The sequence below is a fragment of the Pseudomonas sp. GW822-FHT03F08 genome, from assembly GCF_058801265.1.
In genome coordinates this window covers 234,513-259,211 of record NZ_JBXANC010000003.1, presented here as the reverse complement: position 1 = coordinate 259,211, position 24,699 = coordinate 234,513, and the positions used below count along the sequence as shown (strand labels likewise).

Genomic DNA, 24,699 nt, shown 5'->3' with positions numbered 1-24,699 from the left:
CCATGCTAGTAGGAGAATTCCGACGAAGAAAAATCGTTTATTTCGTGGGCATTGTTCGTTAAAAGCGAAGTGTCGGACGACACGGGCAGCGCACGGGTAATACTTCATTCAACACTTCTTTGCTAACCTCGCTGTCGAGCCAGTCCATCACGCCAGGAGCGACGATCATCGACACGCCAGATCCTCAAGCCGTCTGCAGCCCGATCACCAGCGCTGCGATATTCATCGTGGCGACCCTCAACGCCGAAGCCGAGGCGGCCGAAAAAGTCCGCGGCTGGTGCGCCGATATCGCGGGTTTGACGCGCTCGGTCGGCAAGCGCGTTCCCTCGGGAAGCCTGTCCTGCGTCTGTGGTTTTTCTTCCAGCGCCTGGGATCGCCTGTTCGGCAGCCCACGACCGGCGTCCTTGCATGACTTTCGCGAATTCGGTGTAGAAGGGCGGCGCGCCGTCTCCACGCCTGGCGACTTGCTGCTGCATATTCGCGCCGATCAGATGGACCTGTGTTTTGAACTGGCGACGCAGCTGATGTCGGCGCTGGACGGTGCCGTGACGGTCACCGACGAGGTACAGGGATTCCGCTATTTCGACATGCGCAGCATCATCGGATTTGTCGACGGCACGGAAAATCCGGTCGGGCGCAAGGCCGAGCATTTCACCCTCGTAGGCGATGAAGATCAGGCGTTCAGCGGCGGCAGTTATGTGCTGGTGCAGAAGTATCTGCACAACATGAAGGCATGGAACGAATTGCCGGTCGAGGCGCAGGAACGGGTGATCGGGCGAACCAAACTGTCCGATATCGAGCTGGATGATTCGGTCAAGCCGAGCAACTCCCACAGCGCTTTGACGACCATCACCAAGGACGGCGAGGAAGTGAAGATCCTGCGTGACAACATGCCGTTCGGCCGGCCCGGCGCAGGTGAGTTCGGCACTTATTTCATTGGTTATGCGCGTTCGCCGGAACCGCTGGAGCAGATGCTGGAGAACATGTTTGTCGGCAAGCCACCCGGCAATTACGACCGGTTGCTGGACTTCAGCACGGCGGTCACGGGCAGTCTGTTCTTTGTGCCTTCGGCGGATTTGCTGGAAGAACTGGCAGAGCGTTAAAAAAAACGGCGGGATCAAATGATCCCGCCGTTTTGCATTTACTTGCCTGCCGCCAGGGCCGGCGTACGTGGCGGCACCAAGCGTTTCGAACCGGTCGCCTCGAACGCCGCTGCCAAGCGCAGCAGAGTCGAATCGTCATAGGCGCGACCAGCGAAGGTCAGCCCCACCGGCATGCCAATGTCAGCCATCACGCCCATCGGCACGGTGACGGTCGGTACGCCGAGGTGACGGATTGCGAGGTTGCCGTTGGCGACCCAGATGCCGTTGCTCCAGGCGATATCCGCCGAGGCCGGGTTGACGTCGGCGTCGGCCGGGCCCACGTCAGCGTTGGTCGGGAACAGCACCGCGTCTAGGCCGAGGCGATCCATCCAGTCTTCGAGGTCGAGCTTGCGGGTCTTCTCCAGACCGCACAGGCCGTCCGGCAGGGTTGGAATCTGATCCCACGGCGTGATGCCGCGCTCGGCCATGCGCACGTATTCGTCCATCCCGGCGGCGAGGTCGCCTTCACGGTTGGGCAGGGTACCCGGGTCGTGCGGGAAGATTTTCGGCCCGTCGACGTCCGCCAGTCGGTTGAGTTTCGGATCACCGTTGGCGCGCAGGAAATCATCGAACGCCCAGGCCGACAGGTCCCACAGTTCGTGGTGCATGAACTCTTTGGAGACGATGCCGCGATTGAACACGGTTGGCGCGCCCGGACGATCGCCTTCGCAGTTGGAGACCAGCGGGAAATCCACTTCGATCACTTCGGCGCCGGCCGCTTCGAGGGCCTGGCGTGCCTGTTTCCACAGATCGATCACCGAGGCGCGGGTGTTGATGCGTTGCCCGGTCGGCCCGCCGATGCCCGGTGCTTCGCTGGTGCCGGCTTCGGGGTCGGCGTTGATGTACATGCGCGGCACGCCCAAGCGTTTGCCGGCCAGCGCATCACTTTTCACTGCCAATTCCAGATAGGAAGCCGGGCGCACCGAGGCGACGCTCGGGATCGGCACCCAGGGTTGCAGACGCCACAGGTCGCCGCGGGTGTCGGTGTCTTCGGCGACAACTACGTCGAGGACTTCCAGCAGATCGGCCATGGTGCGGGCGTACGGCACCACCACGTCCATGGTCGGCGTCAGCGGCCAGTTGCCGCGCACCGAGATCACCCCGCGCGACGGCGTGTAGGCGCACAGGCCATTGTTCGAAGCAGGTCCGCGACCGCTCGACCAGGTTTCTTCGGCCAGGCCGAATGCCGAGAAGCTTGCAGCGGTGGCGGTGCCGGCACCGTTTGACGAGCCGGAAGCAAACGGCGCGGTCAGATAAGCGGCGTTATAAGGGCTTTCAGCGCGTCCATAGACGCCGCGTTGCATCCCGCCATTGGCCATCGGCGGCATGTTGGTCTTGCCCAGGCAGATCGCGCCGCCCGCACGCAGGCGCTCGATGGTGAACGCATCGCGCAGGGCCACCAGATCGGCGAACGCCGGGCTGCCGGACGCAGCGGTCAGGCCTTTGACCAGATAGCTGTCCTTGGCGGTGTAGGGGATGCCGTCCAGCGGACCAAGGGTTTCGCCTTTGGCACGACGGGCATCGGAGGCCTGCGCCTCTTTCAAGGCCTCGGGGTTACGCACAATCACTGCATTCAAGGCAGTGGCGGTGTCCGGGCCGTCAAAGGCGTCGATGCGCGCCAGATACGCCTGCACCAGTTCAACTGCGGTGGTCTGACCGGATTCGAGCGCCGCGCGCAGTTGGGCAATGGAGACTTCAGTGACTTCGATCATGCTGTTACCGCCGACAGGTTCGCTAAAGGGTTGTTGATCATTGTTATCGTTGAAAGATGTCAAAGATTCTTGATGGGCGAAACTCTACCCTGAAGTTAGCCGAATGGCATGTCTTAATTCGATAAATATCGACAAAAATCATCGAAAAAATTCTCCGGGCGTTTCGCCAAACTGTTGGCGAAAGGCTGCGATGAAGGCCGACGTCGAATCATAACCGCAAGCTAGAGCCACTTCCGTGACGCGTTCGCCACGTTCCAGCGGCGTCAGCGCGCCCAGCAGACGCAAGCGCTGGCGCCAGGCGCGAAAAGTCAGGCCGGTATCGCGCAGGAACAGCCGGCTCAGGGTTTTCTCGGTCACGCCGAACTTTTCGCTCCAGTGACTGAGTGTGGTCTGCTGTTCCGGATGTTGCTCGAGACTTTGATAGATCTGTCGCAAACGAAGGTCCTGGGGCAGTGGCAGCATCAGGTCGATTTGCGGGGCTTCGGCCAGTTGATCGAGGATCACCTGCGCCAAACGTCCGTGAGGGCCGCTCTGGTCATACTCGACAGGAATCTGACTGAAGGCCCGAATCAGCTCGCGCAAGAGATCACTGACGCCGAGCACATGACAACGCTCCAGCGCCCAGCTCGCCACGCTGCAATCGATGTACAGACTGCGCATTTCCGTGTGCGGCGAACTGAATACCCGATGCGGCACACCCGCCGGAATCCACACAGCGCGTTCCGGCGGCGCAACGAAACGGCCGGCGGCAGTCTGTACTTCGAGCACACCCTGAATCGCGTAAGACAACTGCACCCACGGATGACTGTGGCGGCGGGTCAGGGCACGATTGGGCAGCGATTCGGTGCGCCCGTACAACGGGCGCGGAAGGCTCTGTAGCCCGGGAATGCTGCGTCTGACGCTCTTGTCGTGTCCTTTTGGCGGCATCTTGAGGCTCTTCGGCGTTAGTCGGTAATTTCCAGTCACGTTAGAGTCGCTTCCACGTACTGGCAACCCCCGGATGAGCAAACCATGACGCGCCCACGATTCTTGCCCGACAACTTCACCCTGACCCTGATCGGCGTGGTGCTGCTCGCCAGCTTCCTGCCCGCCAGTGGTCAGGTCGCGGTCGGCTTCGGCTGGCTGACCAACATCGCGATTGCGCTGCTGTTTTTCCTGCACGGCGCCAAGCTTTCGCGCGAATCGATCATTGCCGGCGCCGGCCACTGGCGCCTGCATCTGTTGGTGTTCGGTCTGACCTTTGTCCTGTTTCCGCTGTTGGGGCTGGCGCTCAAACCGCTGCTGTCGCCGCTGGTGGGCGACAACCTGTACATGGGCATGCTCTACCTCTGCGCTCTGCCGGCCACGGTGCAGTCGGCGATTGCCTTCACGTCGCTGGCCCGGGGGAATATTCCGGCGGCGATCTGCAGTGCGGCGGCGTCCAGCCTGTTCGGGATCTTTCTTACGCCGTTGCTGGTGACGCTGTTGCTGAATGTGCATGGTGACGGCGGTTCGACCGTCGACGCGATCCTGAAAATCAGTGTGCAACTGCTGCTGCCGTTCATCGCCGGTCAGATCGCCCGCCGCTGGATCGGCGCCTGGGTCGGTCGCAACAAGAACTGGCTGAAATTCGTCGATCAGGGTTCGATTCTGCTGGTGGTCTACGGCGCGTTCAGCGAGGCGGTGAACGAAGGCATCTGGCATCAGATTCCGGTGATCGATCTGTTCGGTCTGGTGGTGGCCTGCTGCATTCTGCTGGGGCTGGTACTGCTGGCGTCGACGGTGCTGGGCAAACTGTTCGGGTTCAACCTGGAAGACCGCATCACCATCCTGTTCTGTGGTTCGAAGAAGAGCCTGGCCACTGGGGTGCCGATGGCGCAGGTGTTGTTCGCCGGCAGCACCATTGGTGTGTTGATCCTGCCGCTGATGCTGTTTCACCAGATTCAATTGATGGTCTGTGCGGTGTTGGCGCAGCGTTATGCTAAGCGGCAGGAGTCGGTGCAGGAGCTGATGGCGCAGGTCGATCCATGATTGGCGTCCCTCCACGAGAAACCGACCACCTGATACTCAGGCCCCCCCGATCCGATGATCTGCAAAGTCTGTACGCCATCTATGGCGATCCGCAGACAAACCAGTTCAACCCCGCCGGCCTTTGCGCGAAATCGGGCAGACACAAACGATGCTGGAAAAATGGCTGCTCCACTGGGAGCAGAAGGGCTACGGCCAATGGGCGATCGCGACTCTAGAGGTACCAAAGGATGTGATTGGTTTTGGAGGGCTGATTCGCGCCTTTATCCAGAACGCCCCTGCCACTGGAATGATGCTTCTAGTGGCGGGTGCGTTCTGTGTGTTTTTTCAGAAACTGAATTCGAAAGAGTCAGGGGTTTCTGGATTGTTGTCACGCTTCTTTTTTGCTTCCCAGGCGGCCAAGGTATTTTTTAGTTTTTCGGCGCAGGACTTGAATTCGTTGGTGAGTTCAGCGCGGGTTGCTTTTTCCAAGTCTATTCCTTTGCCAAGCGAAACATTTTTTGAGTAGCACTCGTAAATGTCGTAAATGTCTTCTTCACTGTAAAGTGTCAAATCTCCCGCATGTGCGGAAAAGAAAAGTGCCTTGATGTTCAGATCTCTCATTCGCAAAATGAGACCGTTGCTAAATAAGGCTCCTATCGTGCCCGCGTTTGAGTTGTCTGAGCTGATTAATTTGTCGACAAGCTTTTTCAAGTCGATATGTTGCTCCTGCTTTGTGATTTTTCCTTTTTCGTCACACACCAGCAAAGGATGCGAAGTCATTGTTTTAAGGAGTGTATATTCGGCGTCGTTGACTTCGTGATAGTCATCTTTATTGTTGTAGCAGTACTCTAGCGGTATGCCGATGTCTCTCAGTGCGCAGTCTATGATTCTTTGTTGTTCATTGAAGCTGTGCAGTTTTATTCCGTTGTGAGTTACTTTAACTTCGAGGATCAGAAGCGATGATTCAGATATTCTTTGAATGAGGTCGAAGCAGCTTGATTTATCCAGGTTCTTATATGATTGTCGTTTCGAGTGTGGTGTTGAAGGCGCTGGGAAGTTGTGATCTGTCTTGCTTTTTGTATAGCTGTTTAAGTGGCCAGCGAGGATGGTGGTGTAGTCCGTTTCGTCCAATGTTAGTTGTTCCATGATTCTCTCTGGTAGGCTTATTTAAGATGAGGTAATTGAGAGGCGGGATTTTATACAAGTTGTGGAGTCAATTACATCAAAAAGAGTTGGCGACGCACTTTTGGGCACCGCGGCACTATCGAAGAGGTCTTGAAAGAGTGTTGCGAGCGTAAGCAGAGTGATGTGCTAGTGCGGCGCAACCAGTGGTTGGCTGGTTGCGCCGATAGCGGTCATTGAGGACTGTTGAACTGATCTGAATAACTGCCGTTCATGAGGGCGGAAGCGACCTGGTCAGAGCCTACGCCAACGCGAGTGGACGCGAATCGACTGGCCCCCACTTTATCGCCGCCATCGGAGGCGAGGGCGCCCGCGCGGACGTGGTCGGAGCCGTCAGAGGCTACAGCGCCGGCACCGACATGGTCGGAACCGTCAGAAGCCACCGCGCCAGCGCCAACGTGATCGGAACCGTCAGAAGCCACCGCGCCAGCACCGACATGGTCGGAGCCGTCAGAGGCTACAGCGCCGGCACCGACATGGTCGGAACCGTCAGAAGCCACCGCGCCAGCGCCAACGTGATCGGAACCGTCAGAAGCCACCGCGCCAGCACCGACGTGATCGGAACCGTCGGAGGCCACAGCCCCAGCGCCAACGTGATCCGAACCATCTGAAGCTACTGCACCCGCGCCGACATGATCCGAACCATCCGAAGCAACCGCCCCGGCCTTGACATGATCCGCCCCATCAGACGCCAGCGCCTGAGCCTGCGCAGCCCAGACACTGGGCATCACCACAACCGATGCAGCGACCGCCAGGACGACGCCTGACCAAAGCTTGTGTTTCATGATTTTCTCCACGACCCATCAGCCACAAAGCATCCGAGCATTGCCCGTCATTGGATCCTCGACGGAAGGCTCGTTGGCCCGGGGTTAACCAGATTGGCGATTGGCACGGGCGCACCCCAGGGCGCACAGGTGTCGACGGTTTACATGAAATCCGGACAGCGAACTGAAAAGTATAGTTCGCGCTTGGTGGATGGCGGGGGGAAGGGGCGCGAAGGCGATAGTCGGTTACCTTCCTTGCAGGCCAGCGCTAGAAAACAATCAATCTAAAAACCGCGTAGCGCAAAGCAGCGTGTTTGCTAGGCTCAAGAATGTAGGCGAAGACGCAGACTGATGCGCAAGCGGATAGCGAGGAAGCGTTGGGCGCGTTCCGAAGGGTACACGGTTAGAAAGAACCCCGCGCTGGGTTCCAGCCCTTATGCCGTGTGAAGCAGCAGAGCACATTGCCTGTACTGTGAGAGTCCTGATAAACCTCGTAAGCCAGAGACCAGCACTGGCCGCCTACTCAAACACCAAAGCCCGCATCGTGCGGGCTTTGACGTTTTTGCGAGTTAGATACTGGCCAGCGCCTGCGCCAGATCCGCCCGCAGGTCTTCGATGTCCTCGACGCCCACCGACAGACGCACCAGGCTGTCACCGATGCCGAGCTTGGCACGGGTTTCGGCCGGGATGGTCGCGTGGGTCATGATCGCCGGGTGCTCGATCAGGCTTTCCACACCGCCGAGGCTTTCGGCCAGGGCGAAGATCTGCACGTTCTCCAGGAAGCGGCGTGCGCCTGCCAGATCACTGTTCAGATCCAGGGAAATCATCCCGCCGAAACCACGCATCTGACGCTTGGCCAGTTCGTGCTGGGGATGGGATTCCAGGCCCGGGTAGTAGACGCGTTTGACCTGCGGCTGTTGTTCCAGCCAGCGCGCCAGCTCCAGCGCGTTACTGCAATGACGCTCCATACGCAGCGCCAGCGTCTTCACACCGCGCAGGGTGAGGAACGCGTCGAACGGGCCGGAGATGGCACCGACGGCGTTCTGCAGAAAGCCCAGGCGCTCGGCCAGTGCTGGGTTGTCGCTCACCACCGCGATGCCGCCGATCACGTCGGAGTGACCGTTCAGGTATTTGGTGGTCGAGTGCAGCACGATGTCGAAACCCAGTTCCAGCGGACGCTGGATCCATGGGCTGGCGAAGGTGTTGTCGGCCACGCAGATGATGCCGCGGGCCTTGCAGATGCGCGCAATGGCGGCGAGGTCGGACAGGCTCAGCAGCGGGTTGGTTGGCGTCTCCACCATGACCATGCGCGTGTCGTCCTGCAGCGACGCTTCGAACGCCGACAGGTCGGCCAGGTCAACGTAGCTGAAACGATGCCCGGCACTGCGCTGGCGCACCTTGTCGAACAGGCGGAACGTGCCGCCGTACAGGTCATTGCCGGAGACGATGTGCGAGCCGGCGTCGATCAGTTCGAGCACGGTGGAAATCGTCGCCAGCCCGGAAGCGAAGGCGAAGGCCTGGGTGCCGCCTTCCAGATCCGCCACGCAACGCTCCAGCGCAAAACGCGTCGGGTTGTGCGAGCGGCCGTAGTCGAAACCCTTGTGCACGCCAGGGCTGTCTTGCAGGTACGTCGAGTTGGCGTAGATCGGCGGCATCAGCGCGCCGGTGGTTGGGTCCGGCGTTTGCCCTGCGTGGATCACGCGGGTGGCGAAGCCCTGAGGGCGGGCGTTCTTGTCGTGCTGACTCATGCGAGGGATCTCCGTAACTGATTGAGCATGTCGACGCGGGTGATCAGGCCGTGGAAGCCGGAAGCGTCGGCAATGATCGCCACCAGGCCGCTGCTGAGCACGGCTTCCAGTTCAGCCAGCGTGGCGCCGGGGGCGAGGGTTTGCAACTTGTCTGTCATCGCATGGGCGACGGGTTTGCTGAAGAGCGAGGCGTCTTCGTGTACGCGCACCAGAATGTCCGATTCGTCGATCACGCCGACCAATTGTTTGCCATCCACCAGCACCGGCAACTGCGAGACATCGGCCAGGCGCATGCGCTGGAACGCGGTCATCAGCGTGTCGTCCGGGCCGACGCTGACGACTTTGCCGTCTTCGAAACGTCGGGCAATCAGGTCGCGCAGATCGCCGTAGCGTTTGCGCTGCAACAGGCCCTGATCGGTCATCCATTGGTCGTTGTAGACCTTCGACAGGTAGCGAGTACCGGTGTCGCAGACGAAGCTGACCACACGTTTCGGCACGGTCTGCTCACGGCAGTAACGCAGCGCGGCGGCGAGCAGGGTGCCGGTGGACGAACCGCCGAGAATGCCTTCGGCTTTCAGCAACTGGCGGGCGTGATCGAAGCTTTCTTCGTCGCTGATCGAGTAGGCGCTACGCACGCTCGACAGGTCGGTGATCGACGGAATGAAGTCTTCGCCGATGCCTTCCACCGCCCACGAACCGGCGGTGCCGAGATGTTTGCTGCGGCTGTATTCAGCCATCACCGAACCGACCGGGTCGGCCAGGACCATTTCAAGATCCGGCTGCACGCGCTTGAAGAAGCGGGTCAGGCCGGTCAGCGTGCCGGCCGAGCCGACGCCGACCACGATGGCGTCCAGGTCATGCTCGGTCTGCGCCCAGATTTCCGGTGCAGTGCTGCATTCGTGGGCCAGCGGGTTGGCCGGGTTGTTGAACTGGTCGGCGAAGAAGGCGCCGGGAATGTCTTTCGCCAGACGGGCGGCGACGTCCTGGTAGTACTCGGGGTGACCCTTGCCGACATCGGAACGGGTGATGTGCACTTCGGCGCCCATGGCCTTGAGGTGCAGGACTTTCTCCGTGGACATCTTGTCCGGCACGACCAGCACGACGCGGTAGCCCTTGGCGCGGCCAACCAGTGCCAGGCCCAGGCCGGTGTTGCCGGCGGTGGCTTCAACGATCGTGCCACCGGGTTGCAGGCGACCGTCGCGTTCGGCGGCGTCAATCATCGCCAGGCCGATACGATCCTTGATCGATCCGCCGGGGTTCTGGGATTCAAGTTTGAGAAACAGGGTGCACAGGCCGGTATCGAAGCGGGTGACTTGTACCAGCGGAGTATTGCCGATCAGCCCAAGTACGGCAGGGCGTGATTCCTTTGACATTTCTTCACCTCTTTGTGGTGTTGATCGCGTTCCATTCGCGGGGGAAAAGCTCGCGTGCAACATAGGCGCAGACATCAACTGTCGCAACCTTTAGTCAGCGTGCAATTCAGCCATTTCGATCTAACGATAGAACGAAATCAGAGAGGGGAAGGGAGCGATTTACAGAGGTTTACACAGAGGCGTCATTGAGTATTCAAAGGGCGTCTTCAGCGTCACGGATGGCTTGATTCTGCAATGAAAATCCTGCAGCGAAAATCGTTCAGTGATTGCTCATCAGGCCGTGCAGAACGCCCAGTCGCAATCCCGGTTCGGACGGCACCATTTGCGCGATCCCGAACACCTTGAATGCCGCCAGCATGACCACCAGGCCGCCGGGCAGAATGCTCTGGCGATGGGGTTGCAGGCCGGCCAGTTTCAGCTGTTGAACATTGCTGACTTCCAGCAGGCGCAACGACAGCCGCAGCAGGCCGCCGTAGGTGATGCCGCTTTGGCCGTAATCGTTCAGGCGATTGGCCTTGAGCACCTTGGCGAGCATCCGCGCGGTGCCCGAAGAGCCGATCGTCTGCTGCCAGCCTTGGGCGCGATAGCGCCGGGCGACTTTTTCGAATTGCAGGATGGCCACCCGTTCGGCTTCTTGCAGGGCGCCGGCGGAAATCTCGCCATTGCGAAAGTAGCGCGCGCTCAAGGTGCCGCTGCCGATGGCAATGCTTTCGGTCAGCAGCGGCTGCGAGCCCTGGCCGAGAATCAGTTCGGTGGAGCCGCCGCCAATGTCGACCACCAGTCGCATGTCATCGGCGACCGGCAGGGTGTGGGCCACACCGGCGTAGACCAGGCGCGCTTCTTCATGCCCGGAAATCACATCGATGCGAAACCCCAGGTGCCGTTCCGCGCTGGCCAGGAACAACTGCGCGTTGTCTGCCTCGCGCACGGCGCTCGTAGCGACTGCTCGCACACGACCGGGCTCGAAACCGCGCAGCTTCTTGCCGAACCGCGCCAAGGCCTGCCAACCGCGATCCAGCGCCATTTCGTCCAATGCCCGGCCGTCGAAACCTTCGGCCAGCCGCACTGGCTCGCGCAAGGTTTTGACCTCCTGAATCATGAAGCCCTTTCTGCTGCGTACCGACTGGCCAATCATCATGCGAAACGCATTCGAGCCCAGGTCGATGGCAGCAAACAGCGAGGTGTCTTCTTTCATGGGAGTCCTTGCAAATCTTCCGTCGGGAGGCTCGGGACGGTTTGCGAGGATTCTGCCGTGGGTTCGATGACAACCTGATGACGCGGGCGGGGCGGTTCAATGAATTCATCGCTGTCATGACACTGTCATTATCGGCCGCCTATTCTTGCCCCCAATACATCGCGTGCTTTTCATGATTTTGGCTGCCAACTTTGGCAGCTTTTTTTTGCCTGCGATTTACTGGGCCAGCAAAGTTTGCAATCCGTGGCGGCGTACGATTAATATACGAACCATATACACTTCGTATCGGAAATTGCCATGGGCATTGTGAAGATTTCAGAGGACATGCACGAGAATCTGCGCATCTCCAGCAACGCACTCAGCCGCTCGATCAACGCGCAGGCCGAGCACTGGATGCGCATCGGCATGCTCGCCGAGCTCTATCCCGACCTTGATCACCACGCCATCTGCCGGTTGCTGATTCGCGCCGAGCAGGCGGGTGGTCTGGATCTGCAACAAATCTGTGCCCTGGCCGATGCCGCGCAGAACGTCCCGGTTCAAGAGGCAGCCAAGGCATGAGAAACCCGATCAAGATCAACACCCCGGCCGAAATCGCCCAGTCGCGCGAGGCCGGCAAACTGGCCGCCGAGGTTCTGGCGATGCTGGTGCCGCACGTCAAGGCTGGCGTCACCACCGATCAGCTCGACCGCTTGTGCAACGACTACATCGTCAACGTGCAGAAAGCGATTCCGGCCAATGTCGGTTATCACGGCTTCCCGAAAACCGTCTGCGCGTCGGTCAACGACGTGGTCTGCCATGGCATTCCATCGGGTCGGGTGCTGAAGGATGGCGATATCGTCAACCTCGACATCGCCGTCATCAAGGATGGCTGGTTCGGCGACACCAGCCGCATGTACGTGGTCGGCGAACCAACACCCAAGGCGCGGCACCTGATCAAGACCACTTACGACGCCATGTGCGCCGGCATCCGCATGGTGCGGCCGGGCGCGACGCTGGGCGACATCGGCCATGCGATTCAAAGCCTGGCGGAAAAGGAAGGGTTCAGCGTGGTGCGCGAGTATTGCGGGCACGGGATCGGCAAGGTCTATCACGATGAGCCGCAAGTGCTGCATTACGGTTATCCGGAGCAGGGCCTGAAGCTGAAGGCGGGCATGATCTTCACCATCGAGCCGATGCTCAATGCCGGCAAGCGCCATGTGAAGAGCCTGGCGGATGGCTGGACGGTGGTGACCAAGGATCAGTCATTGTCGGCGCAGTGGGAGCACATGGTGGCGGTGACGGAGGATGGGTTTGAGGTGTTGACGGTTTGGCCGGACCAGATCGAAGGCTACACGGCCATCGTTTAAAAAAATGGCCACCACAACCCGACGTTGTGGTGGCCAGCGAGTGACACGCAAATATCTGTTGAATCAGTGTGCGCCTGCGGCTTTGTTCAGATCGCTTTCGGCCCACTCGGTGTAGACGCATGCATCCGCCGTCGCCCAACGCACCTGCACCGGATCCCCGGCCTTCAACGGCATCCCTGCCGCCGACAATGCTTTCACGGTCATGGACGTGCCACCCGACGTGACCACACTGCACGTCTGGCTCTCACCCAGAAACAGCACTTCAACCACCTTCGCCGACACCTCATTCCAGCCAGCTACCAACGGCTCACTCGCCGCCTGCTGCACACTCAACGCCAAAGCCTTTTCCGGGCGCACCATCAGCAGCACATCCTGCCCGGTCTGCAATCCAGCGGTCAGTCGAATCGACAGCGACTGCCCTTCAAAACCTGCCACCCCGTTGCCCTGAGCCTTGAGCTTGAGGAAGTTCGAGTTGCCGAGGAACGACGCCACAAACGCATTCGGCGGATTCTGGTACAGGTCATAACCGCTGCCGAGCCCGACAATCTTGCCGTGACTGAAAATCGCGATGCGCTGGGACAGGCGCATGGCTTCTTCCTGGTCGTGGGTCACGTAGACGATGGTGATGCCGAGACGACGGTGCAACTGGCGCAGTTCATCCTGCAAGTCTTCGCGCAGTTTCTTGTCCAGCGCACCAAGAGGTTCGTCCATCAACAGAATGCGTGGCTCATAGACCAGAGCGCGAGCGATGGCGACCCGTTGCTGCTGGCCGCCGGACAATTGTGAAGGGCGGCGATGGGCGAACTGTTCGAGTTGCACCAGTTTCAGCATCGCATCGACACGTTTGTCGCGTTCGGCAGCCGCGAGTTTGCGGATCGCCAGCGGGAACGCGATGTTGTCGCGCACTGACAGATGCGGGAACAGCGAATAACGCTGGAACACCATGCCGATGTCGCGCTTGTGCGGCGGCACGTTGACCAGCGACTGGCCGTTGACCAGGATCTCGCCGCTGCTCGGGGTTTCGAAGCCGGCGAGCATCGACAGCGTGGTGCTTTTGCCCGAGCCGCTGGAGCCGAGGAAGGTCAGGAATTCGCCGTCCTTGATGTCCAGCGAGATGTTGTCCACGGCGGCGAAATCGCCGTAGTGCTTGTTCAGGTTGCGCAGGCTGACCAGGGGTTTGTCGTTCTGCTGGGATGCGTCTTTGATCACGGCACTCATGTCGTACTCCTGGCGCTCAGGCGCTGATTTCGTTGCGCCGACGCAGGGCGGCGGCGATCACCATGACCAATACCGACAGGCCGATCAGCAGCGTCGAGGCGACGGCGATCACGGGCGTCAGGTCCTGGCGCAGGGTGGTCCACATTTTCACGGGAAGGGTTTGCAGGGTCGGGCTGGCCATCATCACGCTGAGCACCACTTCGTCCCACGAAACCAGAAAGGCGAAGAGCGCGCCGGCCACCATCCCCGGACGAATCGCCGGAAAGGTCACCTTGAACACCGCTTGCAAGCGTGACGCACCGCAGATCACTGCCGCGTCCTCAATCGACTGATCGAACAGCTTCAGCGAGTTGATGATCGAGATGATGGTGAACGGCAGCGCGACGATCACATGGCTGACGACGAAGGCGAACATCGTCCCGGTATAACCGAGCTTGAGGAACAGCGCGTACACCGCCACGGCGATGATCACCAGCGGCACAATCATCGGCAGGGTGAACAGGCCGTAGAGCATTTCCCGACCGGGAAAGCGCCCGCGAACCAGCGCAAAGGCAGTCGGCAAACCGAGGGCGACGGCGCAGATCGTGGTCAGTACTGCAACCTTGAGGCTGGCCAGTGCTGCGCTCATCCAGTCGGCATTGGAGAAGAACTGGCCGTACCATTTCAGCGTCCAGCCCGGCGGCGGGAACACCAGCCACTGGGACGAGCCGAACGACAGCAGGACAATGAAGACGATCGGCAGCAGCAGAAACAGCGCGATCAGCCCGGTGGTGGCGTACAGGCCGAAGCGCATCCGGCGGCTCATGGCGTTGGGAGTCAGGAGCATGTCGGCTTACCTCGCGTTACTGGCGCCAACCGGGGATTCCGGCTGGAGCTTCAGGTAGAAGTAGAACAGCACCAGGGTGATGACGATCAGCAACGCGGCGCCGGCGCTGGCCAGACCCCAGTTGAGGAACGACTGCACCTGCTGAATGATGAACTCCGGCAGCATCATGTTCTGCGCCCCGCCCAGCAGCGCCGGGGTGACGTAGTAACCGAGCGACATCACGAACACCATCAACCCGCCGGACGCCAGGCCCGGCCGGCACAGCGGCAGGAACACCCGGAAGAAGTTGGTCCACGGGCTGGCGCCACAGATCGAACCGGCCTGCAGGATCATCGGGTCGATGGCCTGCATGGTCGCCTGCAACGGCAGCACGATGAACGGGATCATGATGTAGCTCATGCCGATCACCACGCCGGTCAGGTTGTGCACCATTTCCAGCGGCTGATCGATGATGCCCATGGCCATCAGGGCTTTATTGATGACGCCCGAGGCCTGCAACAGCACCAGCCACGAATAGGTGCGGGCAAGGAGGCTGGTCCACATCGACAACAGCACGATGTTGAGGATCCAGCGGCCCCAGCCCCGTGGCACCAGGGTGATTGCCCACGCCAGCGGGAAGCCCAGCAGCAGGCTGAACACGGTTACCAGTCCGGCCACCGAAAAGGTGTTGAACAGCACCCGGGCGTACGCCGAATTGGCGAACAGTTGCTCATAGTTGCCGAGGCCCGGCACGGGTTCCAGCACGCCGCGCAACAGCAGGCCAATCAACGGCGCGAGAAAGAACAGGCCGAGGAACAGCAGCGCCGGCGCGAGGTTGCCGGCGCCGCGCCAGCGTTGCTTGAGGGACGGGGCTGGCGCCATGGCACTCGCCTTTTTTCCGGCGGCCGACCCGGCAGCGCTGGCGGCGCTCCCGGTGGCAGTGGAGGGACGGGACGCGGTGGCCGCCATTTTCATTTGACCAGCCATTCGTTCCACCGTGTCGCGATGGCCTGGCCGTTTTTGGCCCAGTACGCGAAATCAAGAGTGATCTGATCCTTAGCGTAGGCAGTCGGCAGGTTCGGGGCCAGCGTCGAGTCCAGACGCGCCACGCTGTCGACGTTGACCGGGGCGTAGGCGGTCAGGTTGGAGAAGTCCGCTTGACCCTTCGCGCTGCTGGCGCTGGCCAGGAACTTCATCGCCGCGTCCTTGTTTTTCGAACCCTTTGGTACGACCAGGATGTCGGCCATGACCAGGTTCTGCTTCCAGCTCACGCCGACCGGTGCGCCGTCTTCTTGCAGGGCGTGAATCCGGCCGTTCCAGAACTGGCCCATGCTCGCTTCACCGGAGGCCAGCAGTTGCTGCGACTGCGCGCCGCCGCCCCACCAGACGATGTCTTTCTTGATGGTGTCGAGTTTCTTGAAGGCGCGATCCAGGTCCAGCGGGTAAAGCTTGTCGGACGGCACGCCGTCGGCGAGCAACGCCAGTTCAAGCACGCCGGGGCTTGGCCATTTGTACAGGGCGCGTTTGCCGGGGAAGGTCTTGGTGTCGAACAGCGCGCTCCAGTCCTGAGGCTTGTTGGCGCCGAGCTTGCCCTCGTTATAACCGAGGACGAAGGAGAAGAAGAACGAACCGACGCCGTAGTCGCTGACAAAACGCGGGTCGATCTTGTCGCGCTGGATCTGTTTGAAGTCGAGGGGTTCAAGCAGGCCTTCGGAGGCGGCGCGCAGGGCAAAGTCGGCTTCGACATCAACGACGTCCCATTGCACGTTGCCGCTCTCGACCATGGCTTTGAGTTTGCCGTAGTCGGTCGGACCGTCCTGCACAACGGTGATGCCGCTGGCCTTGCTGAATGGATCGGCCCAGGCCTGTTTCTGCGCATCCTGGGTGCTACCGCCCCAGCTGACAAAGTTCACACTCTCGGCGGCCATCGCGGCCTGACCGGTCACGCTCAGCAGTCCCGCAAGAAAAATCGCGGTTGCAGCTTTGTTCAACACCATTTTTACGCCCTCATTGTTGTGTTTTTGAGCGGGCTTGCGTTGTTGCCCGCCTGTCGGGAGCAGTAGCTGGACGGTTTTTCAGGTCGTCCGGTCTATGGAATATCATATTATGGTATTCCAAACATTGTGCAAGCACTTTGCCTTACCGGCTATCTGGCAAACGGGGTTATTCGGTGAACGGAATGCTCTCGACTACCTCAAGATCGTAGCCGGTCAAACCGGCGTATTTGAGCGGCGGGCCCAGGTGACGCAGCTTACCGACGCCCAGGTTCTGCAGAATCTGCGCCCCGGTTCCCACCTCGGAATAGATCCGCGATTGCGAACGACTGAACTGCCGTGGCGGCTGAGTCAGCTGCGGCACTCGCTCCAGCAACGCCTGCGACGACTCATGATTGGCCAGCACCACGACCACGCCATGCCCTTCGGCGGCGACACGTTGCAACGCTGCCCATAGCGTCCAGTTCGTTGGCCCGCTGTACTCGGCGCCGACCAGATCCCGTAGCGGATCGATCACATGCACGCGCACCAGCGTCGGTTCTTCGCGACGCAATTCGCCCATGACCATCGCCATGTGCACACCACCCTCGATGCGATCTTCGAAAGTGATCAAACGGAAGGTGCCATGCACCGTCGGCAACTCCCGCTCGCCGATGCGCTCGATGGTGTGTTCGGTGCTCAGGCGATAGTGGATCAGGTCGGCGATGGTGCCGATCTTGATCCCGTGCTTGCGCGCAAAAACTTCCAGATCCGGGCGGCGGGCCATGGTGCCGTCGTCGTTCATCACTTCGACGATTACCGACGCTGGCGTGAAACCGGCGAGGCGCGCCAGATCACAACCGGCCTCGGTATGGCCGGCACGGGTCAGCACGCCACCTTCCTTGGCGCGCAGCGGGAAGATATGGCCGGGCTGCACCAGGTCTTCTGCGCGAGCATTCGGCGCCACCGCAGCGGCCACCGTACAAGCGCGGTCGGCAGCGGAAATCCCGGTAGTCACGCCGACCGCCGCTTCGATGGAAACCGTGAACGCCGTGCTGAACACGCTGCCATTGCTCGGCACCATTTGCTCAAGTCCCAGGCGCTGGCAATGATCGTCGGTCAACGTCAGGCAAATCAGCCCCCGAGCCTCACGGGCCATGAAACTGATCGCCTCGGGCGTGCAACGATTAGCGGCCAGCAGCAGGTCGCCTTCGTTTTCCCGGTCTTCGTCATCGACCAGCAACACCATTTTGCCGAGGCGATAATCTTCGATGATTTCTTCGATGCTGTTGAAGGCCATGCTGGACTCTCGATGTGGATGAAATTCGTGGTATACCATAATACAAATTCAACTGAGAGGTCACTATGAAGGCGTACTGGATTGCTCACGTGGACATCACCGATCCCGATCACTACAGCCAATACACCCAGCGCGCGCCAAAAGCGTTCGCCGAGTTCGGCGCGAAGTTTTTAGCCAGAGGCGGGCGCAGCGAAGCGATGGAAGGGCGGACGACGCCTCAGCGCAGCGTGGTGATCGAGTTCGACAGCTACGAGCAGGCGGTGGCGTGCTATCGCTCGGCGGCGTATCAGGAAGCGAAAGGTTATCGCGAGGAATGGGCGAAGGCGGAAATCATCATCGTAGAAGGAATGGCGCCGTAAGCAGCACGATCAGCGCATGAAATGAATCTTGCCGCTGTCGTCATTGCCCATGTACATGCCATACACCCCGGCCTGGCGTTCCTCGATGTAGCGTTCGAGGATCTGCCGGATCGCCGGGTAGTAAATCTGGTCCCACGGAATGTCTTCGGGGGCGAAGAATTTGTAGTCGAGGGTTTCCGGGCCGTACTGGCCGGTGATCTCCAGCGCGAGGGCGCGGAAGATGATGTAGACCTCGCTGATCTTCGGCACGCTGAAGATCGAGTACGGCGAGACGATTTCCGCACGTACGCCGCTTTCTTCCCAGACTTCGCGCAGGGCTGCCTGTTCGGTGGTTTCGCCGCTTTCCATGAAACCGGCGGGCAAAGTCCAGGTGCCGGCGCGCGGGGGGATCGCCCGTTGGCACAAGAGGTATTTGCCGTCCTGCTCGATGATGCAGCCGGCGATGATCTTCGGGTTTACATAGTGGATGTAGCCGCAGCCGCGGCACATCAGGCGCTCGTGCGTATCGCCCGGCGGCACCTGCTGACCGAGGTCAGCGCCACCGCATTTCGGGCAAAAGCTCGGGCTGAACATGTCAGTGACCTATGCGCGGTTCTTTCAGCGGGATGGGCAGGGTGATCGGCGGCGTGCCTTTGAGTACGGTGCCGGTTTCTTCCTGTTTGCGCTTGAGATAATCGAGGGCCACCGCAGCGGCGGCGCGAACGTGATCGACGCACGCCTGATGCGCCGCCAGCGGATCGCCGCTCTTGATCGCCTCGACCATTTTTTCCATTTCCTGGTTGCTCGCGCCGCGACGGTTCTCCTGGGACACCGAGGTCGCCCGCAGGTAGCTGATGCGTGCCTGCAACTGGCGCAGCTGAGTGGCCGCGACATGGTTGCCGGAGCCTTCCAGCAGCACGTCGTAGAAACCCTGCACCGAGTCGATTACCTGTTGCAGTTCGCCGTCCTTGAGCGCCTTGCGGTTCTCGTCGAGGGCTTTTTCCAGGGCTTTGATGTCCTTGGCCTTGGCGCGCAGGGTGAACAACTGGACGATCAGGCCTTCGAGCACGCAGCGCAGTTCATAGATGTCGACCGCATCGGCGAGGGTGATGATTGCCACACGCGGGCCCTTGGCGTCGGCGAACTCCACCAGGCCCTCGGATTCCAGGTGACGCAAGGCTTCACGCACCGACGTACGGCTGACACCCAGGCGATCGCACAGATCGCGCTCCACCAGGCGATCGCCCGGCAGCAGCTGGAAGTTCATGATGGCGCTTCGCAGTTTATCCAGCACGATTTCGCGCAGGGTGACGGGGTTGCGATTGACCTTGAAGCTGTCGTCGAGTGGCAGGCGTTTCATGGGGTCCGCTCTTTAGTGTGGCTGTCCATGCCAGACGGGCATTCAAACAGCCGAGGGGTTAACTGGAGGCCTCGGCGTCGGCTTCGGCGAAGGCTTCACGGGCGAGCCGGAAACTGTCCACGGCTGCCGGGACGCCGCAATAAATACCGACCTGAAGCAGAATTTCGCGTATTTGCTCACGACTCAGGCCGTTACGCAAGGCGCCGCGCACATGCAGCTTGAGTTCATGCGGGCGGTTCAACGCGGAGATCATCGCCAGGTTGATCATGCTGCGCTCCTTGAGCGACAGACCCTCGCGTCCCCAGACATGGCCCCAGCAGTATTCGGTGACCATTTCCTGCAGCGGGCGGGTGAAGTCGTCGGCGTTCTCGATCGAGCGCTGCACGTAGGCTTCGCCGAGCACCTGGGTGCGGATCTTCAGGCCCTGCTCATATTTTTCGTGGCTCATGTGTCCTCCGCTCAACCCAGTGTCGGCAGGGCGCCGAGCTTGCCCTTGTGATAGATCATCGGCGTCACCGGTTGCGCCGGCAGGATCAGGTTCTTCACCGCGCCGACGATGATCGCGTGGTCGCCACCGTCGTATTCGCGCCACAACTCGCACTCGATGATCGCCGTGGCCTTGGCGAGGATCGGGTTACCGAGCTCGCTCAAATGCCAGTCGATGCCGTTGGCCTTGTCCTTGCCTTTGCCGGCGAAGGCGTAGGCCTCGGCGGTCTGGTCGGCGGACAGCAAATGGATCGCGAAACGCTTGCTGTCGCGCAGCACCGGGTAGGTGTCGGAAGCATAGTTGGGACAGAACAGCACCAGCGCCGGGTCAATCGACAGCGCACTGAAGGCGCTGGCGGTGATCCCGACGATGCCGCCATCCGGGTCGAGGGTGGTGACCACCGTGACCCCGGACGGAAACGAGCTCATGACGTCTTTGTAAATGCCGGGTTCGATCATGTCGCAGGACTCCTAGCGCATCACAAACGGATCAGGCATCGGTGCCTGAGAGAGGTTGATCCACACCGTTTTCAGTTCGGTGTAGGCCAGCACCGAATCGATGCCGCTTTCGCGTCCATAGCCACTGTTTTTGAAGCCGCCGATCGGTGCCATCGCCGACACCGCGCGGTAGGTGTTGACCCAGATGATCCCCGAGCGTACGTCCCGGGCGAGTCGATGGGCACGGCCCAGGTCGCGGGTCCATATGCCGGCGGCGAGGCCGAACTGCGAGTCGTTGGCAATCGCCAGCGCTTCGGCTTCGTCCTTGAAGCGGATGACCGAGGCCACCGGGCCGAACACTTCTTCCTGCATGATCTTCATCGAGTTACGGTCGCACTCGAACAGCGTCGGTTCGTAGAACCAGCCGTCGCCCACGCCACTCGGCCGCTTGCCGCCCAGTCGCAGACGCGCACCTTCGGCGATGGCGTCGGCCACCAGACCTTCCACCACGGCCAGTTGCTGCGCGGTGGCCATCGGGCCCATTTCGCTGCTGTCGTCCTGCGGGTTACCGATGCGGATGCGCCCGGCGCGTTCCACCAGTCGGCTGACGAACTCGTCGTAGATTTCGTCCTGTACCAGCAGTCGCGAACCGGATACACAGCTCTGGCCGGACGCCGCGTAGATCCCGGCAATCGCACCATTGATCGCACTGTCCAGATCAGCGTCGGCGAAGATGATGTTCGGTGACTTGCCGCCCAGTTCCAGCGACAGCTTGGCGAAGTTCTCGGCACTGCTGCGCACCACATGCCGGGCCGTGGCTGCGCCGCCGGTGAAGGCGATCTTGCGGATCAGCGGATGGCGGGTGAGGGCGGCGCCGGTGCTCGGGCCGTAACCGGTGACAACGTTGACCACGCCCGGTGGAATCCCGGCTTCGAGGGCCAGGCGCGCCAGTTCCAGAATGGTCGCCGAGGCATGCTCGGACGGTTTGATCACGATGGTGTTGCCCGCCGCCAGCGCCGGCGCCAGTTTGATCGCGGTCAGGTAAAGAGGGCTGTTCCACGGAATGATCGCGGCGACCACACCCATGGCTTCGTGCACGGTGTAGGCAAACAGGTCGGGCTTATCCAGCGGCAGGGTGCCGCCTTCAAGCTTGTCGGCAAGGCCCGCGGTGTAGTGGAAGAACTCCGGCAGATAACCGACCTGACCCCGGGTTTCGCGGATCAGTTTGCCGTTGTCGCGGCTTTCCAGCTGCGCCAGTTGTTCCTTGTTTTCAGCGATCAGGTCACCGAGACGACGCAACAGTTTGCCGCGCGCGGTGGCGGTCAGGCCACGCCACGCTGGGCTGTCGAAAGCGGTTTGCGCGGCTTGGACGGCGCGTTCGACGTCGGCTTCATCCGCGTCGGGCAGTTCGGCCCAGGGCTCGGCCAGCGCCGGGTTGAGGCTTTCGAAAGTCTTGCCGGAGAGGGCGTCGACCCATTCTCCTCCGATGCACATCTGGAAGCGTGCGAGTGTCATGCAACGATCCCCTTTATAGGGTTTTGTCGGGCGTGTGCGGTTTCGAGAAATTCCAGCAGCGTCTGGTTCACCAGCCGAGGCGACTCTACCGGCATCATATGCCGTTGCTCGGGCAGCACGGCAACCTTCGCGCCGGGAATGCGCGCGGCCAGTTGCTCGGCCATTTCCGGGGTCGATCCGGGGTCCAGCTCGCCGGTGGCGATCAGCGTCGGCGCCTGGATGCTGCCCAGGTCGTCGGCACGGTACATGTCCTGGGTGGCGAACAATTCGTAGGTGGTCAGGTAGCCCTGCGGGTCATTGCCGGCGAGGGTCTGGCGGATCGCGGCGATCTGCGCCGGATTGGCTGCCTGATATTCGCGGCTGAACCAGCGCGACAGCGCCGCTTCGGCATTCGCGTCCGGTCCATGTTCGGCGGCCTGCGCGGTGCGGGCGATGACCCCGGCGCGCTGCTCTTCGCTACGGTTGAACACACTGTTGAGCACCACCAGGCTTTTCAGGCGCTGCGGGTAATGCAGGGCAAAGGCCCGCGCCACCAGACCGCCCATGGAAAAGCCGATCACCGACGCCAGCGGCAATTGCAGGTGGTCGAGCAGCTCCAGCAACTGATCGGCATAACCGAGCAGGGCGGTGCCGCTGGCCGGTCGCGGGCTGGCGCCGTGCCCGAGCATGTCGTAGGCGATCACCCGGTATTGCGTGGCCAGGCCAACGATCTGGCCGCCCCACATTTCTTTGTTCAGGCCCACGCCGTGGATCAACACCACGGGGTGGCCCTGGCCGGTCGCCAGATAACTGGTGCCGGCCGGGGTGAGTTCAGCGGTATGCCGAATCATGGAGCGCTCCTGCAATGCCTTTTTATTGTGATTACTGGGCTTTTTCGGCGGCCAGTTCTTCCAGATCGATGTAGCGGTTGCCGATGCGCGGGTGCAGACGGCCACCGTCGGCGCAACCGAGTACCACGACGATTTCGTCGGTGCGCGGGGCATCTTCGATCTGCATTTCCAGGGTGATGTAGTGCGAGCGCAGGCCTTCGTCGTCCTTGTGCATCATCGGGATCTGGATCGAAGTGCCCGGACCGCCGCGCTTGTTGGTGAAGCTCAGGTAACTCTTGGCCTTGACCGCTTCGCGGTAGTGATTGCCGAAGCGCAGGGTGTGGATCACCGCCGAGGCGTGTTCGATCTCGCCGTCCGCACCGACCACTGCCGCTTTGCCGTAAGCCTCGATTTTCTCGGCGCCGCCGATGATGCCCACCAGACGCTCGACCATCATCGCGCCGAGGTCAGAGCAGTTTGCGCGGATCTGCGGCTTGAGGTCTTCGACAAAGCCATTGCCGACCCACGGGTTCTTCATCACGACGGCCAGGCCCACCATGGTCACCGGGGTGTCGGAAGCCTTGCCGCCTTCAATGAAGGTCTCTTCGACATAGCTGACGATCTTGCGAATTTCGAAACTCATGAGCTGCTCCGTAGGGGGATAAAGAGTGTCTGTGCGTCTGATGGTATACCATAATACCGATCGTGCAAGTCCCCCACGCAAGATTCCCGCCCATCAGTCGGACGAATGCCCGTGCATTCAGCCGCTGCTGTAATCCCTTTCGGTTAACAAAAGATAACGTTGCGCCGATTGTCAGACGTTTCGAATGCCCGATAGGATGAGCCAGCTTCCGAAGTGGCTCTGGATTGCGGGTTTCAGGACTATGCTTCTGACCAACCGTCGCTGGAGCACACTTGCGGCGCCCTTGAAGGCCGAATGGCCTAACAATAATAAATAGGGGAAGGTCTATGAGTCGTTGCCGCCCGCCGGCGTTTCGCAACACCGCGTTGCTGGCCACAGCACTCTCTCTGCTGGGCTTTGCCACCTTGTCGGCGCCCGTACTGGCCGCCGAAGCGCCAGCCGACGTGGTCTACGCCATCGAATCGGCCAAGGCCCCGAAAAGCCTGATGCTCGATGTCGTTCACGCCGGTTCACGGCTGGTGGCGGTCGGTGATCGCGGGCACATTCTCTACTCCGACGACCAGGGCAAGACCTGGACCCAGGCCAAGGTGCCAAGCCGCCAGTTGCTGACGGCCGTGTATTTCGTCGACGACAAACACGGCTGGGCCGTCGGCCATGACGCACAGATCCTCGCCAGCGAAGACGGCGGCCTGACCTGGACCAAACAGTTCGAAGACCTCAAGCGCGAATCGCCGCTGCTCGACCTCTGGTTCAAGGACGTCAACAACGGCCTGGCCGTGGGGGCCTACGGCGCATTGCTCGAGACCACCGACGGCGGCAAGAACTGGCAAGACGTCAGCGACCGCCTCGACAACCAGGATCAGTTTCACCTCAACGCCATCGCCGCCGTGAAAGACGCCGGGCTGTTCATCGTGGGTGAACAGGGCGCGATGTTCCGCTCCGCCGACTGGGGCCAGACCTGGGAAAAAATCGAAGGCCCGTATCAGGGCTCGCTGTTCGGTGTGATCGGCACCGCCCAGCCTTCCACGCTGCTGGCCTACGGGCTGCGCGGCAACCTCTACCGCTCCACTGATTTCGGCAGCACCTGGCAGCAAGTCGAACTCAAGGCGGCGCGCGGTGCGCTGGAATTCGGCCTGTCCGGCGCCACGCTCCTCGAAGACGGTTCGATCGTCATCGTCGGCAACGGCGGTACGGTGATCAGCAGCAGCGACAACGGCGAAACCTTCAGCGTGTTCAACCGCCCGGATCGCATCTCGCTGTCGTCGGTCACCGCCGCCGGCAACGGCAATCTGATCCTGAGCGGGCAGGGTGGCGTCCACACCACCACGCCCAACGGCACCGAGCTGGGCAAATGAGCCGAATC

25 protein-coding genes are annotated in these 24,699 nt (G+C 61.1%); 6 read left to right on the top strand and 19 right to left on the bottom strand.

Going from position 1 to position 24,699, the window contains the following annotated elements; translation table 11 throughout:
- Positions 1–119 precede the first annotated feature (119 nt).
- Positions 120–1,103 carry a Dyp-type peroxidase gene (locus AC1RME_RS08235; protein ID WP_493072366.1) on the top strand — a complete coding sequence of 328 codons (984 nt, stop codon included), beginning with the start codon at positions 120–122 and terminating at the stop codon, positions 1,101–1,103.
- 38 nt (positions 1,104–1,141) lie between these two features.
- On the opposite strand, the gene AC1RME_RS08230 is transcribed toward AC1RME_RS08235, so the two are convergent.
- Positions 1,142–2,854 (bottom strand): amidase, encoded by a 1,713-nt coding sequence (locus AC1RME_RS08230; protein WP_096820080.1) that lies wholly within the window; start codon positions 2,852–2,854, stop codon positions 1,142–1,144.
- Positions 2,855–2,992: 138 nt separating this feature from the next.
- Entirely contained in the window at positions 2,993–3,781 is a 789-nt protein-coding gene (locus AC1RME_RS08225) for an AraC family transcriptional regulator (protein WP_493072368.1), read from the bottom strand.
- An 84-nt stretch (positions 3,782–3,865) separates the two neighbouring features.
- Between AC1RME_RS08225 and AC1RME_RS08220 the strand changes: the two genes are divergently transcribed.
- Complete coding sequence (locus AC1RME_RS08220) at positions 3,866–4,864, top strand: bile acid:sodium symporter family protein (protein ID WP_493072370.1); 999 nt, start codon at positions 3,866–3,868, stop codon at positions 4,862–4,864.
- Between the two features lie 324 nt (positions 4,865–5,188).
- Here AC1RME_RS08220 and AC1RME_RS08215 read toward each other — a convergent pair whose 3' ends face one another.
- From AC1RME_RS08215 to AC1RME_RS08195, 5 genes are all read right to left on the bottom strand, one after another.
- The gene (locus AC1RME_RS08215) at positions 5,189–5,989 is read right to left on the bottom strand and encodes a hypothetical protein (RefSeq protein WP_493090965.1); all 801 of its coding nucleotides are present in this window, start codon (positions 5,987–5,989) and stop codon (positions 5,189–5,191) included.
- 209 nt (positions 5,990–6,198) lie between these two features.
- Entirely contained in the window at positions 6,199–6,810 is a 612-nt protein-coding gene (locus tag AC1RME_RS08210; protein ID WP_493090963.1) for a phage infection protein, read from the bottom strand.
- A 548-nt stretch (positions 6,811–7,358) separates the two neighbouring features.
- Positions 7,359–8,537, bottom strand: a complete 1,179-nt coding sequence (locus tag AC1RME_RS08205) for a cystathionine gamma-synthase (RefSeq protein ID WP_493090961.1) — start codon at positions 8,535–8,537, stop codon at positions 7,359–7,361.
- Positions 8,534–9,910 (bottom strand): pyridoxal-phosphate dependent enzyme, encoded by a 1,377-nt coding sequence (locus tag AC1RME_RS08200; protein ID WP_096820076.1) that lies wholly within the window; start codon positions 9,908–9,910, stop codon positions 8,534–8,536. Before AC1RME_RS08200 ends, AC1RME_RS08205 begins: the two co-directional genes overlap by 4 nt.
- A gap of 259 nt (positions 9,911–10,169) precedes the next feature.
- Complete coding sequence (locus tag AC1RME_RS08195) at positions 10,170–11,105, bottom strand: Ppx/GppA family phosphatase (RefSeq protein WP_096820075.1); 936 nt, start codon at positions 11,103–11,105, stop codon at positions 10,170–10,172.
- A gap of 297 nt (positions 11,106–11,402) precedes the next feature.
- On the opposite strand from AC1RME_RS08195, the gene AC1RME_RS08190 reads away from it, so the two are divergent.
- Positions 11,403–11,663 carry a ParD-like family protein gene (locus AC1RME_RS08190; RefSeq protein WP_096820074.1) on the top strand — a complete coding sequence of 87 codons (261 nt, stop codon included), beginning with the start codon at positions 11,403–11,405 and terminating at the stop codon, positions 11,661–11,663.
- Complete coding sequence (gene map, locus AC1RME_RS08185) at positions 11,660–12,451, top strand: type I methionyl aminopeptidase (protein WP_096820073.1); 792 nt, start codon at positions 11,660–11,662, stop codon at positions 12,449–12,451. Before AC1RME_RS08190 ends, map begins: the two co-directional genes overlap by 4 nt.
- A gap of 63 nt (positions 12,452–12,514) precedes the next feature.
- Here map and AC1RME_RS08180 read toward each other — a convergent pair whose 3' ends face one another.
- The 5 genes from AC1RME_RS08180 to ribBA all read right to left on the bottom strand — a co-directional run bounded on the left by AC1RME_RS08180 (position 12,515) and on the right by ribBA (position 17,747).
- On the bottom strand, positions 12,515–13,669 hold the full coding sequence (locus AC1RME_RS08180; RefSeq protein ID WP_096820072.1) for an ABC transporter ATP-binding protein: 1,155 nt from the start codon (positions 13,667–13,669) through the stop codon (positions 12,515–12,517).
- Between the two features lie 16 nt (positions 13,670–13,685).
- Complete coding sequence (locus AC1RME_RS08175; RefSeq protein ID WP_096820071.1) at positions 13,686–14,495, bottom strand: ABC transporter permease; 810 nt, start codon at positions 14,493–14,495, stop codon at positions 13,686–13,688.
- Between the two features lie 6 nt (positions 14,496–14,501).
- The gene (locus AC1RME_RS08170) at positions 14,502–15,449 is read right to left on the bottom strand and encodes an ABC transporter permease (protein ID WP_176504839.1); all 948 of its coding nucleotides are present in this window, start codon (positions 15,447–15,449) and stop codon (positions 14,502–14,504) included.
- On the bottom strand, positions 15,446–16,471 hold the full coding sequence (locus tag AC1RME_RS08165) for an ABC transporter substrate-binding protein (RefSeq protein WP_493090957.1): 1,026 nt from the start codon (positions 16,469–16,471) through the stop codon (positions 15,446–15,448). Before AC1RME_RS08165 ends, AC1RME_RS08170 begins: the two co-directional genes overlap by 4 nt.
- 166 nt (positions 16,472–16,637) lie before the next feature.
- Positions 16,638–17,747: a bifunctional 3,4-dihydroxy-2-butanone-4-phosphate synthase/GTP cyclohydrolase II gene (gene ribBA / locus AC1RME_RS08160; protein ID WP_493090955.1), complete on the bottom strand. Its 1,110-nt coding sequence runs from the start codon at positions 17,745–17,747 to the stop codon at positions 16,638–16,640.
- A gap of 65 nt (positions 17,748–17,812) precedes the next feature.
- Here ribBA and AC1RME_RS08155 point away from each other — a divergent pair, with 65 nt between their 5' ends.
- A complete protein-coding gene (locus tag AC1RME_RS08155; protein ID WP_493064987.1) occupies positions 17,813–18,106 on the top strand; it encodes a DUF1330 domain-containing protein in 294 nt (97 codons plus the stop codon).
- A gap of 9 nt (positions 18,107–18,115) precedes the next feature.
- Here AC1RME_RS08155 and AC1RME_RS08150 read toward each other — a convergent pair whose 3' ends face one another.
- From AC1RME_RS08150 to AC1RME_RS08120, 7 genes are read right to left on the bottom strand one after another with little or no spacing between them, the layout of a single operon-like run.
- On the bottom strand, positions 18,116–18,679 hold the full coding sequence (locus tag AC1RME_RS08150) for an NUDIX hydrolase (protein WP_096820067.1): 564 nt from the start codon (positions 18,677–18,679) through the stop codon (positions 18,116–18,118).
- 1 nt (position 18,680) lies between these two features.
- Positions 18,681–19,445 (bottom strand): GntR family transcriptional regulator, encoded by a 765-nt coding sequence (locus AC1RME_RS08145; RefSeq protein ID WP_096820066.1) that lies wholly within the window; start codon positions 19,443–19,445, stop codon positions 18,681–18,683.
- A gap of 58 nt (positions 19,446–19,503) precedes the next feature.
- Complete coding sequence (locus AC1RME_RS08140; RefSeq protein WP_096820065.1) at positions 19,504–19,893, bottom strand: carboxymuconolactone decarboxylase family protein; 390 nt, start codon at positions 19,891–19,893, stop codon at positions 19,504–19,506.
- Between the two features lie 11 nt (positions 19,894–19,904).
- The gene (locus AC1RME_RS08135; RefSeq protein ID WP_085711335.1) at positions 19,905–20,390 is read right to left on the bottom strand and encodes a flavin reductase family protein; all 486 of its coding nucleotides are present in this window, start codon (positions 20,388–20,390) and stop codon (positions 19,905–19,907) included.
- Positions 20,391–20,402: 12 nt separating this feature from the next.
- The gene (locus AC1RME_RS08130; RefSeq protein WP_493090954.1) at positions 20,403–21,884 is read right to left on the bottom strand and encodes an aldehyde dehydrogenase; all 1,482 of its coding nucleotides are present in this window, start codon (positions 21,882–21,884) and stop codon (positions 20,403–20,405) included.
- Positions 21,881–22,714, bottom strand: coding sequence for an alpha/beta fold hydrolase (locus AC1RME_RS08125; RefSeq protein WP_493090952.1), 834 nt, complete (start codon positions 22,712–22,714; stop codon positions 21,881–21,883). Before AC1RME_RS08125 ends, AC1RME_RS08130 begins: the two co-directional genes overlap by 4 nt.
- A 31-nt stretch (positions 22,715–22,745) precedes the next feature.
- Positions 22,746–23,336: an amino acid synthesis family protein gene (locus AC1RME_RS08120; protein WP_493090950.1), complete on the bottom strand. Its 591-nt coding sequence runs from the start codon at positions 23,334–23,336 to the stop codon at positions 22,746–22,748.
- A gap of 326 nt (positions 23,337–23,662) precedes the next feature.
- Here AC1RME_RS08120 and AC1RME_RS08115 point away from each other — a divergent pair, with 326 nt between their 5' ends.
- Complete coding sequence (locus AC1RME_RS08115; protein WP_096820061.1) at positions 23,663–24,691, top strand: WD40/YVTN/BNR-like repeat-containing protein; 1,029 nt, start codon at positions 23,663–23,665, stop codon at positions 24,689–24,691.
- Positions 24,692–24,699: the final 8 nt, after the last annotated feature.